The sequence below is a fragment of the Pseudactinotalea sp. HY158 genome, assembly GCF_009660225.1.
Taxonomy (GTDB): domain Bacteria; phylum Actinomycetota; class Actinomycetes; order Actinomycetales; family Beutenbergiaceae; genus HY158.
Genome location: NZ_CP045920.1, coordinates 3,036,661 through 3,052,953, shown reverse-complemented (window position 1 = coordinate 3,052,953; position 16,293 = coordinate 3,036,661). Strand labels below are relative to the sequence as shown.

Genomic DNA, 16,293 nt, shown 5'->3' with positions numbered 1-16,293 from the left:
ACGGCCTAGCGACGCAGCGCGTGGGCGACTTCGTTCGCGATGCGGCGCTCGCGGACGTCCTTGGCCGTGAAGCGGAGGAGGAGGTAGCCGCCGGCCTGGGCGATCGCGTTCTGGCGAGCACGATCCCGAAACAGTGCCTCGGGCCTGGTGTGAATGCTGCGGCCGTCGATCTCCACCACGACCCAGATGCCATCCGTACGGAGCCAGCCGAGGTCCGCGAACGCCATGGGCCATCCCGTCGCATCGAGGATCGGAACCTGAAGTCGCGGCGGGGGCAGGCCGGCATCGAGGCACTGAAGTCGCGCCTTCGTCTCGACTGGGGAACCCGCGCGTCCATCGACGAGGGGCCACCACGGATGCAGCTGCGCCGCTCCCCGCCGACCGCGCACGCCGGTACGGATACGCTCGAGGTCGACCGCAGCGATGAGCCCACGGTTCAGGGCCGAGTCGAGCACCGCGACGACGACGTCCCGCGGCCACTCCGGCACCGCTTGGATGAGGGCCGTGACCGGGCTCGCCAACCGACGGCCGTGCAGCTCCACGAGTTCCAGCGGTTTGCTGAAGCGTCGGACCGTCACCCCCGCCGCGCCCGGTGTGTGCATCGCCCCGGGGAGGCAGACTTCGGGTCGCAGCGACGTCGGCAGCCCCCATGCCCCGAGAAGGGCGAGGGCGCAGGCGCCGGCCGCGATGCCGTGCGGGTCGGTCGCGAGCAGCCCCGTCCAGGCCGACCGCAAGCGGGCGTGATCGAAACGGTCCACGCTCTCGGACCCGGCCCGTAGGTCATAGACCCCGGTCGTCACGCGGTGCCACTCGCCGCGTCGAGTCCTCGTCTCGATCTGCCGCTTCGTGATGCCGTACGCGAGCAGCTGCCGCCGACTGACGAGACCGGCCTGGCGACGTGCGGCTGCTGCGAGGATGTCGAGTTGTCGCACCATGATCCAACCGGACCACACGACGGTCCGACGTGTCGGCTCGAGGGTCACGGCTGGTGGATAACGAGGGCCGCTGACTGCTCTGTGGGTACGCCGAATGGTGACTTCGGCCCTTCGATCATTGGATATGAGGGCCGGATCCCCCGTTCGACCATGGAGACCGGCCCAGGAGCTCGATGGGATACTGAAGGGAACCTACAGGTCACCTTGAGCACTGCCGGAGATGTGATGAGCGACGAGACCCAGTACCGCATCGAGCACGACACGATGGGGGAGGTGCGGGTCCCGATCGGGGCGAAGTATCGCGCCCAGACCCAGCGGGCCGTCGAGAACTTCCCGATCTCCGGCCGCGGGATCTCCCGGCACCACATCGCCGCGCTCGCGCACGTCAAGCGGGCCGCGGCCCGGGCCAACAACGAGCTCGGCTATCTCGACGATGCCCGCGCGGCCGCGATCATGGCGGCCGCCGACCGGGTCATCGCCGGCGAATTCGACGACCACTTCCCGATCGACGTGTTCCAGACCGGCTCGGGCACGTCGTCGAACATGAACATGAACGAGGTGATCGCGACCCTCGCCGACGAGAGCGGGCTCGCGGGCGATCGGGCGGTGCACCCGAACGATCACGTGAACGCCTCCCAGTCCTCGAACGACGTGTTCCCCTCCTCGATCCACATCGCCGCCACCGAGGCCGTCACCTCGGAGCTGCTGCCCGCCCTCGAACTGCTGGCCACCTCCCTCGAGGCGAAGCGGGATGAGTTCGCGGACGTCGTCAAGGCCGGCCGGACCCACCTCATGGACGCCACCCCGGTGACCCTCGGGCAGGAGTTCGGCGGCTACGCCCAGCAGATCCGCTACGGCATCGAACGGGTGGCCTCGGCGCTCCCGCGCGTGGCCGAGCTGCCGCTCGGGGGCACGGCCGTCGGCACCGGGATCACCACCCCGATCGGGTTCCCGCAGCGGGTCATCAGCCTCATCGCGGAGAACACCGGCCTGCCGCTGACCGAGGCCGCCGATCACTTCGAGGCCCAGTCCGCCCGCGACGGGCTCGTGGAGCTGAGCGGTCAGCTGCGCACGATCGCGGTCTCGCTCACGAAGATCTGCAACGACCTGCGCTGGATGAGCTCCGGCCCCCGCACCGGCCTCGGCGAGATCCACATCCCGGATCTGCAGCCCGGCTCCTCGATCATGCCCGGCAAGGTCAACCCCGTGGTGCCCGAGGCGGTGCTCATGGTGTGCGCCCAGGTCGTGGGCAACGACGCCGCGGTCGCCTTCGGCGGATCCTCGGGCTCATTCGAACTCAACGTGATGATGCCGATGATGGCCCGCAACGTGCTCGAGTCGATCACCCTGATCGCGAACTCCACCCGGGTGCTCGCCACGAAGACCGTCGACGGCATCGCGGCGAACGCCGATCGGGCCCGCGAACTGGCCGAGTCCTCGCCCTCGATCGTCACGCCGCTGAACCGGATCATCGGCTACGAGGCGGCCGCGACGATCGCCAAGCACTCGATCGCGGCGAACCTGACGATCCGGCAGGCGGCGCTCGACCTCGGCTACGTCGAGCGCGGCGACCTCACCGAGGCCCAGCTCGACGAGGCCCTCGACCTGATGTCGATGACCCACCCGTAGGCGTCAGCCCAGGCGGAAGATGACGTCGTCGATCATCCGGCCCTTGCCGGCGTCGAAGCCCGAGTCGTTGCCCGCGCGATTGAACCCGTTGCGCTGCAGCACGGCGGCCCCGGGCTCGTTGATCCGGGTGACGTTGGCGAAGATCGGCCGCTCGGCCACCTCCGCCAGCATCGCCCGCAGCGCGGAGGTCGCGATGCCCTGGCCCCAGTGCTCGCGGTCGATCCAGTAGCTCACCTGCAGGCCCTTGCCGCCCGGCGACACCGCGATATGGCCCACGACCTCGTGCGGCCGGCCGGCGAGCGTGATCGTGCGCACGGTCGCCTCCTCGTTGCTGCGCAGCTTGCTCCAATAGGAGTTGAACCCCTGAGTGTCGGTGTAGTCGACGAAGGTGGAGGAGGCCATCGCCTGGGACTGCGGATCGCGCAGATACTCGTTGAAGGTCGGCAGATCGTCGTCCCACACGTCGCGCAACTCGATCGCCACCCGGTCGCGGCGGCCCTGCCGCTGGTCGGTCTCCGTCATCACGCCCCACCTTCGTTGAGTCAGGTGGCCATGCTAGGCACGGCCCCCTCGGTTCGTCACCAGGTCACGATCGACTTTACCAGTCCTTTATGTGAATCGGCTGGGAATCGGACCGAATTCACTCGGTCGGTCAAGACCCGGCGGGCGTGGCCTTGTGGGACGCCACGCGCTCGGGCAAGTCGTCATCGAGGAGGGTCGATCGCGCCGGCCCGCCCAGTGCCTATGGACGACGTCGCTCGCCTCAGGGAAGCGCGCGCGGTTCGTGTTCGCCCGGCGCGAGCACGACTTCCATCGTCTGCCGCGCGATCTCCCATTCCTCGTTCGTGGGGATGACGAGCGTGCGCACCCGGGCGGACTCCGCGCTGATGTCGCGCACGCCGGGCTTGCGTTCGAGGTTGCGCGCGGGGTCGATGCCCATGCCGAGGTGGTCGAGCCCGGACATGGTGCGCAGCCGGATGTCGGGGGAGTTCTCGCCGATGCCGGCGGTGAACACGACCGCGTCGACCCGGCCGAGCACGGCGAGGTAGGAGCCGAGGTACTTGCGCAGCCGGTAGGTGTACAGGTCGAGGCCGAGCTCGGCGTCGGGGTTGCCCGCCTCCCACGCCTCGATCACGTCGCGCATGTCCTGGTGGCCCGTGACCCCGAGCATCCCGGAGCGGCGGTTGAACAGGTCGTCGATCTCGTCGATTCCCATGCCGGCGTGCCTGCTCAGGTAGAGCGCCACCGCCGGGTCGATGTCGCCGGTGCGCGTGCCCATGACGAGGCCCTCGAGCGGGGTCAGGCCCATCGACGTGTCGATCGAGGTGCCGCCCGCGACCGCGGTGGCGGAGGCGCCGTTGCCGAGGTGGAGCACGATGACGTTCGTGTCGGAGTCGCGCTTGCCCAGGAACTGGGCCGCCTGCCGGGCCACGTAGGAGTGCGACGTGCCGTGGAAGCCGTAGCGGCGGATGCGGTATTGGCGGGCCACCGCCGCGTTGAGCGCATAGGTGCTCGCCCGCGCGGGCATGCTCAGGTGGAACGCGGTGTCGAAGACGACGACGTGGTCGAGGTCGGGAAAGGCGCGTTGGGCCGCCTCGATCCCCGCCAGGTTCGGGGGATTGTGCAGGGGGGCGAGGTCCGCGAGACCGTCGATGATCTGCTTGACCTCCTCGGTGACGAGCACGGGGCCGCCGAACCGGGCCCCGCCCTGGACCACCCGGTGCCCGATCGCGGCCAGGTCCATGTCGGCCAGATCCGGCCCGAGCTCGGTGAACGCCCGCTGCATCTGCTCGACGGCGACCGTGTGGTCGGCCGCGTCGATCTGCCACTCGGTCGTCTCGGCCCCCGACCGGCCGGCGGCGCCGCGCTCGTGGATGAGCCGCCCGCCGACGAGCCCGATGCGCTCGATCAGCCCGGTGGCGGCGGCGATCCCGGTCGTGGCGTCGACCACCTGGTACTTGAGGGAGGAGGAGCCCGAGTTGATCACGAGGACGTTGGTCATCGGGGGCCTCCCTCGCCGATGGTGCCGGCAGCGGTATCGAGCCCCTGCGCCTGGATGGCGGTGATCGCCACCGTGTTGACGATGTCCTGCACCAATGCTCCTCGCGATAGGTCGTTCACCGGCTTGCGCAGCCCCTGGAGCACGGGCCCGACGGCCACGGCGCCGGCGCTGCGCTGCACGGCCTTGTAGGTGTTGTTGCCGGTGTTGAGGTCGGGGAAGATGAACACGGTCGCCTTGCCGGCGACGTCGGAACCGGGCAGCTTCGTGGCGGCGACCGAGGCGTCCACGGCCGCGTCGTACTGGATGGGTCCCTCGATGCTCAGCGCCCCCGCGCGCTCGCGGGCCAGGTCGGTCGCCTCGCGCACCTTGTCCACGTCCGCCCCGAAACCGGAGGTGCCGGTGGAGTAGGAGAGCATCGCCACCCGCGGGTCGACCCCGAACTGGGCGGCGGTCTCGGCGGAGGAGAGGGCGATGTCGGCGAGCTGGGCCGCATTCGGGTCCGGGTTGACCGCGCAGTCGCCGTACACGAGCACCTGATCCGGCAGGCACATGAAGAACACCGAGGAGACGACCTGAGTGCCCGGGGAGGTCTTGATGATCTCGAACGCGGGCTTGATCGTGTGCGCGGTGGTGTGCGCCGCGCCCGAGACCATGCCGTCGGCGAGGCCGAGCTGGACCATCATCGTGCCGAAGTAAGAGACGTCGGTCACGACCTCGCGCGCCCGGTCGACCGTCATCCCGCGGTGGGCGCGGAGCCGCGCGTACTCCTGGGCGAAGCGCTCCCGCAGCTCCGGCTCCGTCGGGGAGAGCACCTGCGCCCCGGAGAGGTCGAGGCCCAGCTCGGTGGCGCGGGCACGGATCGCCTGCTCGTCTCCGAGCAGCGTGAGGTCGACCACGTCGCGGGCGAGCAGCGTGGACGCGGCCCGCAGGATCCGCTCGTCGCCGCCCTCCGGGAGCACGACGTGCTTGCGGCTCGCGCGGGCGCGCTCGATCAGGTCGTACTCGAACATGAGCGGGGTGACCACGCTCGCCCGCGGCACGGCGACCGCGGCCCGCAACCGGGCGCCGTCCACGTGTGCCTCGAAGGTCGAGCGGGCCACGTCGATCTTGCGCTGGGAGCCGGTGCCCATGAGCCCCGGGGTGGCGGCCGCGCGGCTCGCGGTCTCGAAGGTGCCGTGGCCGGTGGTGACGATCGGCAGCCGCTGCCCCAGGCCCTGCACGAGCCGGGTCACCTGCTCCGAGGGCAGGTAGCCGCCGTTGAGCATGAGCGCGGCGAGCGAGGGGAACGACTCGGCCGCGTGGGCGGCGACGATCGAGAGCACCACCTCCGACCGGTCGCCCGGCACGATGACCATGGCGCCGTCGGTGAGTCGGTCGAGGATGTGGTCCATCGTCATGCCGCCCACGATGACGTTCTCGACCTCGCGGTCGAGGAGGGCGTCGTCGCCGGCCCACAGCGCGCCGTCGACGGCGTCCATGAGCTCGCGCGCCGACGGCGCCGAGAGCAGGGGGACGTCGGGCAGGGCCCAACTCGGCACGGGCAGGTCCGCCAGCGCCGCGCGCACGTCCTCGAGGTGCTCGGGGACGGCGCGGCTCGCGACGACGGCGACCACCTGCGCGTGGCCCGCGGCGAGCTCGGCCATCGCCACGTCGACCACGTGCCGCACGTCCGAGCCGGCCCGCTGCCAGGCCGAGGTCACGAGCACGACCGCCGATCCGAGGTTCGCGGCGATGCGCGTGTTGTAGGCCAGCTCCGTCGGGCCGGCGACGTCCGTGTAGTCCGAGCCCACGATGACCACGACGTCGCAGCGGTGGGCGACGTCACGGTAGCGGGAGATGATCCGGCCGAGCGCGGCCTCCGGATCGGCGTGGATCTCGTCGTAGGTGACCCCGGTGCAGTCCTCGTAGGGCAGGTCCACCCCGACGTGGCGCAGCAGCAGCGAGAGCACCGCGTCGGGCTCGGACCGGGAGCGGATGACCGGCCGGAACACGCCGACCCGACGCACCTGACCCACGAGCAGATCCACGATCCCGAGCGCGATCGAGGACTTGCCGGTGTGCCCCTCGGGGGAGGCGACGTAGATGCTGCGGGCCGACATGTGCTGGTCCCTCCAGGTCGGGTGGGCGGGTCGAACGACGGCGGGCCCCGGCCGTGGATGGTGGCCGGTCCCAGGTCGATCCTAGGGCGCGGCGGCCGGCGGGGGGCGGGCCACAGGGCCTAGACGCCCAGGGGGTCGACGTACAGTAGGGGCGTGTCAGAACCGTCCCCGCGCCCGAGCGGGAAGCATTGGCGTCAGGCGGCGCTCACCCGGCGGATGCTCGTCCTGCTCGTGGTGATCCTCGCCGCCGCGGCCGTGTGCGTCCGGCTCGGGGCCTGGCAGCTCGACCGGGCCGTCGCCCGCGCCGAACAGGGCCAGGCCGCCGAGCTCGCCGCGCGCGAGCAGGCAGCGCCCGTGCCGATCGGCGACATCGCCGAGCCGCAGACCCACTTCACCCAGGAGATGGTCGGGCGCCGGGTGCACGTGGCCGGCACCTACATCGGCCCCGAGTTCTTCGTGCCGGGGCAGTTCCGGGTCGACCCGGCCGACCCGGAGAACACGGACCTGTGGACCAGCGGCTACTGGGTGCTCTCCGGGCTGCGCACCGACGGCGGCGCCGTGCTGCCGGTCGTGCGCGGCTGGGTCGCCGAGACCGACCCGGCCTACCTGAACGCCGAGGGCACCCGGGTCGAGGCGATCGGCTACCTCGACGGCTCCCAGGCCGTGGGCGACCCGGTCGACGGCGACGAGATCGGGGCGGTCAGCTCCGCCCAGCTCGTGAACGAATGGTCCACCCCGATCTACTCCGGCTTCATCGTGCTCGCCGAATCCGACCCGGCCGTGCCCGATCCCGCCGGCCTGCCCCCGCTCGACGACGTCGCCGTGCCCACCCTCTCCGGCGGCGGCCTCAACCTGCAGAACCTCGCCTATGCCGGCGAATGGTTCATCTTCGGCGGATTCGCCGTGCTCATCTGGTGGCGCATGGTCCGCGACGAGGCCCGCGACCTCGCCGCTGCTGCTGCCGCCGCCGACGACGACGCCGGAGCAGCCGGCCCGCCGGAGGCCGCCCGCGACCCGCTCGTTGTGACCCCACCCGCACGACCGTGAGAATGGACCCATGACCTCTCCCGTTTCCGACCCCGCCGACGTCACCCGGATCGCCGAACAGAAGGACCGCTCCGCCTTCGCCCGCTACCGGGTCATGGCCTTCGTCACCGGCGGGATGCTCCTGCTGCTGTGCCTGGAGATGGTGCTCAAATACGTGTTCCACGCGGCCGGCCTCGACGAGCAGGGGTCGGCGAAGCCCGTCATCGGGGCGTGGGTGCCGTTCATCCACGGCTGGATCTACGTCGTCTACCTCATCGCCGTCTTCGACCTGTGGAGCCGGATGAAGTGGTCGGTCGGGCGGATTCTCGCGCTCGTCGCCGGCGGCGTCGTGCCCGTGCTCTCGTTCGTCATGGAGACCCGCACGAGCCACTGGGTGAACACGACGCTCGAGGCGCGCCGACCCGCGTGAGGCGAGCTGCGTCGTCCCCTATCCTTGACCGGTGACCGCTGCTCTGCCCCGCCCTGTCCTCGTCGTCGACTTCGGCGCCCAGTACGCCCAGCTCATCGCGCGCCGCGTGCGCGAGGCCCGGGTGTATTCCGAGGTCGTCCCCCACACGCTGAGCGCCGAGGCGATCCTCGCGAGGGATCCCGCGGCCATCATCCTCTCGGGCGGGCCGGCATCGGTGTACGCCGAGGGCGCGCCCGGGATCGACCCGGCGCTGTTCGAGGCCGGCGTGCCCGTGCTCGGGATCTGTTACGGCTTCCAGACCATGGCCGCGGCACTCGGCGGCACCGTGACCGAGACCGGCCGGCGCGAGTACGGGCGCACCGAGGTGACCGTGGCCGAGCCGGGCACGCTGCTCGAGGGCTCGCCCGCATGCCCGCTCGCGTGGATGTCCCACGGCGACGCCGTGACCCGCGCCCCGGACGGATTCGAGGTGCTCGCCTCGAGCGAGGGCGCGCCCGTCGCCGCGTTCGAGGATCGGGAGCGGCGGCTCTTCGGCGTGCAGTGGCACCCGGAGGTGCTCCACTCCGAGGCCGGGCAGGCGACCCTGGAGAACTTCCTCTACCGCGGCGCGGGCCTGAGCCCGGACTGGACCGCGGCGAACGTCATCGCCGAGCAGGTCGCGGCCATCCGCGCCCAGGTCGGGGACGCGAAGGTCATCTGCGGGCTGTCCGGCGGCGTCGACTCCTCGGTCGCCGCAGCGCTCGTGCAGCGGGCCGTCGGCGACCAGCTCACGTGCGTGTTCGTGGACCACGGCCTGTTGCGCACCGGTGAGGCCGAGCAGGTGGAGCAGGACTTCGTGGCCGCCACGGGCGTCAAGCTCATGGTGCGCGACGCCTCCGACACCTTCCTCGACGCGCTCGCCGGGGTGACGGACCCGGAGACCAAGCGCAAGATCATCGGGCGCGAGTTCATCCGCGCCTTCGAGGCCGCCGCGCGCGACCTCGTGAGCGGCGGGGAGGACGTGAAGTTCCTCGTTCAGGGCACGCTCTACCCGGACGTGGTCGAGTCCGGCGGCGGCGAGGGCGCCGCGAACATCAAGTCCCACCACAACGTGGGCGGCCTGCCGGACGACCTGCAGTTCTCGCTGGTGGAGCCGCTGCGGCAGCTGTTCAAGGACGAGGTGCGCCAGGTCGGCCTCGAGCTCGGTGTGCCGGACGGCATCGTCTGGCGCCAGCCGTTCCCCGGGCCGGGGCTCGGCATCCGGATCGTCGGCGAGGTCACCCGCGAGGGGCTGACGACGCTGCGCGCGGCCGACGCGATCGTGCGCGCCGAACTGACGAAGGCCGGCCTCGACCGGGAGATCTGGCAGTGCCCGGTCGTGCTGCTCGCCGACGTGCGCTCCGTCGGTGTGCAGGGGGACGGGCGCACCTACGGCCACCCGATCGTGCTGCGGCCCGTGAGCTCGGAGGATGCGATGACCGCCGACTGGTCGCGCCTGCCGTACGACCTGCTCGCCCAGATCTCCAACCGGATCACCAACGAGGTGCCCGACGTGAACCGGGTCGTGCTCGACGTGACCAGCAAGCCGCCGGGCACGATCGAGTGGGAGTGAGGCGGGTGCGGCCCGCCGGGGGCTGCGGCGATGTGACGCACACGCCTCACCGGGTCGGGTAGGTTTCCCTCACTGGAAGGGAGGCCGCATGGACGCGAGCCGATTCGCAGGCAGGACCGCGGTCGTCACCGGTGCCGCGCACGGGATCGGGGCCGCCACCGCGCGCCGCCTGACCGCGGAGGGTGCCCGCGTGGTGCTGGCCGATGTCGATGTGGGGGCGGCGCGGGACGTGGCCGCGGACCTGCCCGGCGCGGTCGTGGTCGAATGCGACATGACCGAGACGGCGACCGTCGACTGCGCACTAATCGATGCGGTGGCGGCGGTTGGGGCGCTGGACTTCCTCGTGAACGTGGCCGGGGCGGCCCGGCGTGGACCGAGCGTGGCCGAGGGCATGACCGACGAGGACTGGAACTGGGCGGTCGACCTCAACCTCGGCGGGGCGATGCGGCTCGTGCGGGCCGGCGTGCCGTACCTGGGGGACAGTGGCGCGATCGTGTTCGTCAGCTCGGTCAACGGGCTCGCGGCCTTCGGTGAGGACGCCTACTCCGCGGCGAAGGCCGGGCTCGTGTCGTTCGCGCGCAACCTCGCGGCGGAGTTGGGGCCACGGGGGATCCGGGCCAACGTCGTGGCGCCCGGGACGGTCCGGACCCGGGTGTGGGACGAGGTCGGCGGGCCCGACCCGCTCATCCCCCTCTATCCGCTCGGCCGGCTCGGGGAGCCGGAGGACATCGCTGCGGCGATCGCCTTCCTCCTCTCCGAGGACGCCTCGTGGATCACCGGTATCACGCTGCCCGTCGACGGCGGTGTGCTCACCGGCCCCCGCCGGACGATGGATGCGTTGCGCGCGGAAGACGCGGAAGGCCGCTCCTGAGGCCGCGAGGGGCTCGGCGCTCCGGGACCGGCGTGGTCAGAAGGGTGGTTCGTCGAGTCGGCAGGCGTCGGCTGCGGCCTCTTCTGCTAGGCGTCTGGCGGCGCGGGCCTGGTCGGCTCTCTTGATGATGTCGTGGTTGCAGGCCTCGAGGATGTCCCGGTTCTCGAGGGTGGCCTCGGACCAGTGGGCCCGGTTCGCCCGTTCCCGCTGCGGGGACATCGCCCCGTTCGCGGACCGTTCGCTCGCGCCGCCCACGCCGGTCGCACCGGTTGCGCCGGTCGCGCCGGTTGCGTCGGTCGTGCCGATTGAGTCGGTCGGGCCGGTCGGGCCGGTCGAGCCGCCCACGCCGGTCGGACCGTTCGAGCCGGTCAGGTCGGTCGGGTCGTTCGGGCCGCCCACGCCGTCCACGCCGTTCGGACCGTTCGAGTCACGGTGGTCGCTCGTCTTGCTCGTCTGACCCGGCTCGTCTGGTTCGTGGATGTCGGTGTTCTGGATGCCGGTGTTCTGGGTGTCGTAGGTGCCCCACGGGGTGCGTAGGAGCCGGAGGCCGTGGGGGCCGGTCCACAGGTAGGTGCCGGTATCGAGTTTGACGTAGGTCCAGGCCGCGTGCCGGCCGTGGGACGCGGCGGCGGCGCGGGCGTGGGTCTTGAGCCGGTGATGCGCCCGACACAGCGGGGCGAGGTTGCACAGGCAGGTCGCCCCGCCGGTGGCGACCTCGGCGCCGGCGTTCGGGCCGGTGCGGGGCCGGGTGGTGTGCCAGGCCTGGATATGGTCCAGGTCGCAGGCGCGGGCGGTGCGGGTACACCAGGGGAAGGCGCATCGATCCTCGGCCAGGACGAGTTGTTCACGCAGCCGCTCGGACGGGGTGTAGCAGTCCGTGGCGAGTGGCTCGTCCAGGTCCAGGACCGGACGAACGATGATCTCCGGCGCGAAACACGCCAACCCGCTACCGGCCGCACCCGTAGCACCGACAGCACCCGTAGCACCCGTAGCACCGGCAGCACCGGAGCCGGGGCTGCCGGCCGACGCCCCGAGCAGGATGGTCTCGCCGGCCCCGGCGGCGACTACGGTGGATCCGGGAGTGGTGGACACACCTGTGGTGTCGGTCTCGCCGGTTCCGGGCCGGACGGTCTCGCCGGCCTCGGCGGCGACCTCGACGGATCCGGGAGCGGTGGACACACCTGTGCTGTCGGTCCCGCCGGTTCCGGGCAGGGCTGTCCCCTCAATGCCGCCAGATCGGCTGCTGCCAGATCGGCTGCTGTCAGATCGGTGCCTGCGCCGGTCGAGGATCGGGCCCGCGGGCGGGCCGTCGGGCGGGCCGGTGGGCCGGGTGAGGCAGTCACCGGTGCAGGGGCGTCCGTGCGGGGTGAGCGCGGATGGCCGGTAGAACATCGGGGCGAGTTCGGCGGCGCTGATGAACGTGCCGGCCGGGATGCCGCGGGCCTCGATACGCACCGGCGTCCGCCGCAACCGGCCGGGATCAATCCCCAACGACGACCCAGTCAGCGGCCCAGGCGACCCAGTCGGCTCGGTGGGCTCGGTCAGCGGCCCGGTCGGCCCGGTCGGGGGCCCGGATGCGCGCGTGGCGGGCCTGCCGGCGGCGTCATCGCCGTGATCGGCTCCCGCAGCTCCGGCACCTCCGGCGCCGCCGGGTGTCGGCGGTGGTGGTGGGCCGGTGTTCGGGATGCCGAAGGGGAACAGGTCACGGGCCTGGACGTGCAAGTACATCAAGATCTTGCCACGCGGCACACCCGCCCCACCCGTGGTCACCGGGACGCCCGTGGTCACCGGGACGCCCGTGGTCACCGGGACGCCCGTGGTCACCGGGCTGGCGGTGGTCACCGGGTCGTCGTCGTGGCGGTTGCCGGTGCAGTTCGGATCCCCACACCGGCTCGGCCCTGCCGGCCCATCGTTCGGCCCGTCGGGTGGTCTGCCGGGCAGCTGGGCACCGGTCGGCCCACTGTTCGGCTCGCTGGTGGGGGTCTCGGGTGGGGTGAGGGGGTGTTGGCCGTCGTAGCGGAGCCGGGCGAGGTCGCCCATGGCGTAGGAGCGCAACTCGCCCGCGGTCAGCTTCCAGCCCTGGGCGGTGAGGGTGGCGGCGAGGTGGTCGATGACGTCTTCGAGGATGCGGCCCTCCACGACGGGCAGGACGGCCTGCACGCTCGTGTCCCCGGTCCCGTCGCGTGCGTGCTTGAACACGACGTCTCGTGCCGGTGGCGCGGCGAAGCGTTCCTCGAGGTCTTCGTACTCCTCGGGCATGTGCTCGATCAGGGCCCGCTTGATCAGGCCATCGAGCTGGGCCTGCCCGAAGTTCAAGGGCACGAGGTCGAGTTGGGCATCGACGTAGTCACATGCCTCTTCCGAGAGGAACAGGGTCGCCCGGGCGAGGGTCCGGGCCCGCCACACCCGCGTCCGCCCGGCCATGGTCCGGGCGAACAGGCGCGGTAGCCGCACCCGCAACTGCTCGGCCTCCAGCAGCAGCCGCTCGGCCGCGCCCAGACCCATCCCGGCCGCGGTCGCGAACGTCGAGATCGAGAACTCCTCCACCGTCCACAACCCCCGCACCCCCGTGCCCGGATCGACCCCCAGATCGGCCCCGTGCTCACCACCCGAGGCCACGAACCCCGAGACCCCGGCCCCGGAGCCGGATCCGGTCGTGGCGGATTCAGAGGTGGTGAAGCCGGAGGCCGCGGAGCTGGAGGTGGCCGGCTCGCCGGCCGCGGGAGAGGAGGAAGCACCTGCAAGCGTGCCACTGGCCGAGGGCGCGGGATCGGCACACGCGGCGGTGGCGTCACCGCCGGTGGCGGACTCGCTGGAGGAGGACGACGTGGTGGCGGCCGCCGGGGCATCCATCGAATCAGAGCCCATGGCACCCGCGCCGGCCCCGGAGTCGGATCCGGCCCCGGTGCCGGATCCGGTCGTGGCCGGGGTGACCACGTGGCCCTCCCGCTCCCAGATCGCGTTGCGGGCACGGGCGCGTTCGGCCACGAGCCGCGGCGCACCGGCCAGGTCCTCATCGCCGTCATAGTCATCGGCGATGACGAACGGATGCCACTGCACCCACGTCGCCGCCAACGCGAGCTGCTCCAACTTGACCCGATCCACGGTATCGCGGCCCTGACGCAGCCGAGCGACCAGGCCGGCATCATCGCCCACCTCGCCCACCAGCTGCTGAAGTTCCATACCAATCATGGTCTCAGCGACCACCGACATTCCCCCGGCCCCAACCGCCCAAGGGCACCCAGGAACACTGCCGGGGAAACAAGTCGAAGAAATTCCCGAGAAGTCTCGCGATCGCGTCGAGTAGCCGGAAGCAGCAGGAGGCCGATCACCCGATGGCGACGTCGCGCCACTGGAACCGGCCCGGGTGGGGAGGCCGCGAGGACAAGGGCTAGTCGCGCTTGGCGCTCGGATCCCACCAGTCGTCGCCGGTGGGGTGTCCGGCCGAAGTCGCCGTGGCGTCGTCGGGGGGCGGCTCGTGGCCGGAGCGCGGGAATTCGATCGTCGACTGATCGGGCTGCGCCGCGGTCGTGGGCGGCTCCGTCGGTGCCGCCGCCGGTGCCGCCGGTGCAGAGTCGAGTGGGTCGGGTGCGTCGTCCATCCCCGATACGCCGCCGGTCGCGGCGGGGGCGACGAATCCGCCCGACCCGGCCGCCGGCATGACACCTGGGCCCTCGGTGGGCCACGGCTCGTACACCGTGACGGTCGCCCGGGGCGCCCGGCGCGGCAGGATCGCCAGCAGCAACAGGGCGACGCCGAGTCCGGCGCTCACGATCACCGTGAACGTGATCGCGTCGAGCCGGTAGCCGAGGCCGAGGGCCGCCACGAGCACGCCACCGGCGATGAGTAGCAGCCCCCAGACCACCGTGGTGCTGCGGATCCCGGCACGCGGGGTGCGCCGCTTCGCCGCCGTCGGACTCCCTGCTGCGTCGTTCGGACCATCGTTCGTCGGTACGGTCGCGTTCGGGCTGCTGGTCATGACTGCTCCTGTACGAACTGGATACTGATCGCGGACTCGGGCGCGTCGAGGTGCAGCCGGAGTGGCTCGCCCACGAGGGCCGAGGTGAAATCGAGACTGCCGCCGGCGCCGAGGACCCATTGCTCCGGGCCCCAGTTCTGCACCGCGCGGGTGGCGTGAGCCCTCACTCCGGAGAGGTCCCACGCATCCACCCACGCGTTCTCGCCGGTGACCCGGACGTCGAAGGGCACGTCGGCCGGGATTCGCAGGTCGAGCGATGCGCCCGGCGGGAGCGCGATGCTGCCGAGATCGAGGCCCGCCTCATCGACCGATGAGGCTGCCGTCGTGAAGTCGAGGACGGTCGGTCCACTGGAATTCTGCGAGTACCAGGCCTCGAAGCGTTCGAGATCGGCCCGGTCGGTCACCTGATACGTGGCGGGGGCGTGGGCGATCGTGCGGCTGGAGTCCCACGTGAGGGCCCCCGACCCGTAGTTGTCGAAGCCGCCGATCACGAGGCCTCCGGCGACGACGAGCCCGACGACCGACACGAGCGAGAGCAGGCCGCCCCTCCGCCCGAGCAGGCCGGCGATCGTGACGACCACGCCGACGGCGACGAGCGAGCCGCCGGCCATGACCAGCGGCGGCATCGCCATCGAGACGTATCCGCTGAACCATGCGAGCAGGACGCCTGCGAGCACGAGGAACACCCCCGCGAGGCCCAGCAGCACGAGTCGATAGCCCGGCCGCGAAGTGCGGCGGCGCGACGGCATCGGCGCCCGGTACTGCCCCCACGGCCCGGTTGGCCCGCTCGGCCCGGTCGGCCCTGTTTGTCCGGTCGGGGCGGTCGGGTCGGCCTGCGGGGGAGCCTGGGGATACGGCCGGGGCTGCCCGCTCCACAACGGCGGTGCGGCATCGGTCGCACCGGCGGGACCGGCCGCCGCCGGTCCCGCCCCCAACTTCTCGGTGGCTGCCGGATCCGAGGACACCGGCGCGAGCTGCTCCGTGGGTGCCGCCCCCGCCCGGGCAGCCTCGAACCGTTCGGTCGGCGCCATGGGCGCGGGGTCCTCGGTCACCCGCCGAGACGTGTCCATCTCCGGCTCCGAGCGGCCTGCCGCCGCGGACGCCACCGGCAACGCCCTGGTCTCGGAGATCGCCACCGCCCCGGTGTGCGCGGTGGGTTCCGCCGTGGCCGCTGGTGCCCCGGCACCCTCCTGCCCCGGTGGCCCGCCCGTCGCTCCCGTCGGCCCGGAAGCGCCCGGCCCGGAAGCGCCCGCCCCGTCCCCGTCCGACGAGCGCGACCGGGCCACCGCGACGAGGGCGACGACCGCGCCTACGGCGATGATCGCGATGAAGATCCCCCACGCGCCGCTGCCCCCGAACGGGGCGAACCACAGCCCCGGCCGGGCGAGCCCGATCACGAGGGCCGCACCCGCCGCGGCAAGGGCGGCGTCGAAGCGCCCGGACATCGCCTCCTCCAGGTGGATCCGCCCGTCGGTCTCCTCCGGCAGCAGCGCCCAGCACAGCCCGTACACGAGCAGGCCCACGCCGCTGAAGAGCGTCACGATCACGAAGACCCCGCGCATGATCGCGGGATCGATGTTGAACCGCCGGGCGAGCCCGCCGGCCACGCCGCCGCCCCACCGGTTCTGAGTGCGAACGATCCCGGACCGGCGGATCGACGAGAAGAACGATGCCCCCGGCGCCTGCGACGGTGAGGTCTGCTCCTGTGTGCTGTGCATGCCCCACAGTCAA

The 16,293-nt window shown here is 72.0% G+C and carries 12 protein-coding genes; 5 read left to right on the top strand and 7 right to left on the bottom strand.

Features of this window, described 5'->3' with window-relative positions; all coding sequences use genetic code 11:
* Window positions 1–5: 5 nt before the first annotated feature.
* The gene (locus GCE65_RS13340) at window positions 6–935 is read right to left on the bottom strand and encodes a type IV toxin-antitoxin system AbiEi family antitoxin domain-containing protein (RefSeq protein ID WP_153878734.1); all 930 of its coding nucleotides are present in this window, start codon (window positions 933–935) and stop codon (window positions 6–8) included.
* Between the two features lie 225 nt (window positions 936–1,160).
* Here GCE65_RS13340 and GCE65_RS13335 point away from each other — a divergent pair, with 225 nt between their 5' ends.
* Entirely contained in the window at window positions 1,161–2,564 is a 1,404-nt protein-coding gene (locus GCE65_RS13335; RefSeq protein ID WP_153878733.1) for an aspartate ammonia-lyase, read from the top strand.
* A 3-nt stretch (window positions 2,565–2,567) separates the two neighbouring features.
* Here GCE65_RS13335 and GCE65_RS13330 read toward each other — a convergent pair whose 3' ends face one another.
* From GCE65_RS13330 to pta, 3 genes are all read right to left on the bottom strand, one after another.
* Complete coding sequence (locus tag GCE65_RS13330; protein ID WP_152909994.1) at window positions 2,568–3,086, bottom strand: GNAT family N-acetyltransferase; 519 nt, start codon at window positions 3,084–3,086, stop codon at window positions 2,568–2,570.
* Between the two features lie 241 nt (window positions 3,087–3,327).
* Entirely contained in the window at window positions 3,328–4,566 is a 1,239-nt protein-coding gene (locus tag GCE65_RS13325) for an acetate/propionate family kinase (RefSeq protein ID WP_153878732.1), read from the bottom strand.
* Window positions 4,563–6,665, bottom strand: coding sequence for a phosphate acetyltransferase (pta, locus tag GCE65_RS13320; protein WP_153878731.1), 2,103 nt, complete (start codon window positions 6,663–6,665; stop codon window positions 4,563–4,565). The genes GCE65_RS13325 and pta overlap by 4 nt, the downstream gene beginning before the upstream one ends.
* 153 nt (window positions 6,666–6,818) lie before the next feature.
* On the opposite strand from pta, the gene GCE65_RS13315 reads away from it, so the two are divergent.
* The 4 genes from GCE65_RS13315 (at window position 6,819) to GCE65_RS13300 (ending at window position 10,583) form a co-directional block, all read left to right on the top strand.
* Complete coding sequence (locus GCE65_RS13315; RefSeq protein ID WP_228759958.1) at window positions 6,819–7,712, top strand: SURF1 family protein; 894 nt, start codon at window positions 6,819–6,821, stop codon at window positions 7,710–7,712.
* Window positions 7,713–7,722: 10 nt separating this feature from the next.
* Window positions 7,723–8,121, top strand: coding sequence for a DUF3817 domain-containing protein (locus tag GCE65_RS13310; protein ID WP_152909997.1), 399 nt, complete (start codon window positions 7,723–7,725; stop codon window positions 8,119–8,121).
* A 31-nt stretch (window positions 8,122–8,152) separates the two neighbouring features.
* Entirely contained in the window at window positions 8,153–9,712 is a 1,560-nt protein-coding gene (gene guaA / locus GCE65_RS13305) for a glutamine-hydrolyzing GMP synthase (RefSeq protein WP_153878730.1), read from the top strand.
* Window positions 9,713–9,800: 88 nt separating this feature from the next.
* Entirely contained in the window at window positions 9,801–10,583 is a 783-nt protein-coding gene (locus tag GCE65_RS13300; RefSeq protein WP_153878729.1) for an SDR family NAD(P)-dependent oxidoreductase, read from the top strand.
* Between the two features lie 36 nt (window positions 10,584–10,619).
* On the opposite strand, the gene GCE65_RS16890 is transcribed toward GCE65_RS13300, so the two are convergent.
* The 3 genes from GCE65_RS16890 to GCE65_RS16695 form a co-directional block, all read right to left on the bottom strand.
* Window positions 10,620–13,766 carry an HNH endonuclease signature motif containing protein gene (locus GCE65_RS16890; protein WP_153878728.1) on the bottom strand — a complete coding sequence of 1,049 codons (3,147 nt, stop codon included), beginning with the start codon at window positions 13,764–13,766 and terminating at the stop codon, window positions 10,620–10,622.
* A 208-nt stretch (window positions 13,767–13,974) separates the two neighbouring features.
* The gene (locus GCE65_RS13290; protein WP_153878727.1) at window positions 13,975–14,562 is read right to left on the bottom strand and encodes a hypothetical protein; all 588 of its coding nucleotides are present in this window, start codon (window positions 14,560–14,562) and stop codon (window positions 13,975–13,977) included.
* Window positions 14,559–16,280: a PspC domain-containing protein gene (locus tag GCE65_RS16695; RefSeq protein WP_228759957.1), complete on the bottom strand. Its 1,722-nt coding sequence runs from the start codon at window positions 16,278–16,280 to the stop codon at window positions 14,559–14,561. Before GCE65_RS16695 ends, GCE65_RS13290 begins: the two co-directional genes overlap by 4 nt.
* Window positions 16,281–16,293: the final 13 nt, after the last annotated feature.